The organism is Romboutsia sp. 13368 (assembly GCF_018336475.1).
GTDB lineage: Bacteria > Bacillota > Clostridia > Peptostreptococcales > Peptostreptococcaceae > Romboutsia.
In genome coordinates this window covers 1,680,564-1,682,109 of the sequence record NZ_CP048741.1, presented here as the reverse complement: position 1 = coordinate 1,682,109, position 1,546 = coordinate 1,680,564, and the positions used below count along the sequence as shown (strand labels likewise).

Genomic DNA, 1,546 nt, shown 5'->3' with positions numbered 1-1,546 from the left:
ATTTTATCGTATGTATATAAAATAAAAGAAGTAAGCAAACAATAGCTTACTTACTTCTTTAAAATCCAAATAAATTTGAAATAATATGAGTATGTTCATTTAATATATTTAATCCTATTAATACTAAAATAATACCACCTATTATTTGAGCAGAGTCTTTTAGTACAGAACCAATTTTTTTGCCAATTATAACTCCTATAAAACAAACTATGAATGTTATAACACCAATAGATATACAAATAGGAATTATATCGATATTTAAAAATGCAAATGTAACTCCAACTGCTAGAGCATCGATACTAGTTGCAATTGATAAAATTATAAGTTCTTTATTATTTAAATATGTAGAGTTAGTTTCATTATCATCATCACCATTAATAGTTTCTATAATCATTTTTATACCTAGAAAACTTAATAAAATAACTGCTATCCAATGGTCTATGCTTCTTATGTAAAGTTCAAAGTTCATACCAAATAGCCAACCTATAAGGGGCATAATTGCTTGAAATAAACCAAAGAAAAATGCAATTTTAATTGCGACAGATAAGTTTATTTTTTTTAAAGTTATTCCTTTTGTAACAGATACAGCAAATGCATCCATAGAAAGAGCAAATCCAGTCAATATTACACTAAAAACTCCCATATAATTCCTCCTTAAAACTTGTACTAAGATAAGTATATATTAAGTTTAATATTATATGCATAAAATAAATTATTTTAATAAAATTTATAAATTATTATTTGTAATATTAAAAAATGATTTTACACTTAGGTAAAATATGAATGCATCTTTGAAATTCTTTAAATCTAAATTAAGTTGTTCTTTAATTTTTTCTAGTCTATAGGTTAATGTATTTCTATGTAAAAATAGTACATTCGATGTTTTTGATATATTTAAACCATTTTCTATAAAGTTTATACCAGTTGTAAGTAAGTTTTCATCCATGTTTTTAATAGTATCAAACTTTATTAAAGAAGAAAGTTGTTTATCGTTACTTGTAATGTGTGCAAGTCTATATATTATTAAATCATTTAAGGTTATAAATTTACTTATATTATCTTTAATTATAATATTTATTAACTCATTAACTAAATTTGATTTAAAATCAAGTTCATCAATTGATGTTATTTTATCTAAATATATAATATGAGTTTTTGAATATGTTTCAGACTCTATTATTATAGGAGTGGTACAATTTATATCTAATATATTATCTGAAATTAATAAAACATAATTATTATGTTTGTATATTTGTATATCTTCATATAGATTATTTAGTATATCTTTTAATGAATCAAAGTCTAAATTTTGCTGATTAAATAAATAGCAATATCCATTTACATGAGTTAGTATATTATTTTTTAAAAACTCTACAATATAGGTAGTATTGTTAAAAGTAACTAGATTTTGATTAGAACTAATTTTTTCGTTATTATATTTAAAAATATTAATTTTTTTATTAGTTTCTTTTTCAAAAAACTCTATTAAGTCTTGCATAATTTACCCCCAAAAAATTATGATAAAAAGAGTAAGATGATTAATCAC

General features: G+C 21.3%; 2 protein-coding genes. Both read right to left on the bottom strand.

The window, feature by feature from the left end; genetic code table 11:
• Positions 1 to 58 precede the first annotated feature (58 nt).
• Positions 59 to 643, bottom strand: coding sequence for a manganese efflux pump MntP (locus G3997_RS06800; RefSeq protein ID WP_296644734.1), 585 nt, complete (start codon positions 641 to 643; stop codon positions 59 to 61).
• Between the two features lie 84 nt (positions 644 to 727).
• Complete coding sequence (locus G3997_RS06795; protein ID WP_296644732.1) at positions 728 to 1,498, bottom strand: PucR family transcriptional regulator; 771 nt, start codon at positions 1,496 to 1,498, stop codon at positions 728 to 730.
• Positions 1,499 to 1,546 lie beyond the last annotated feature (48 nt).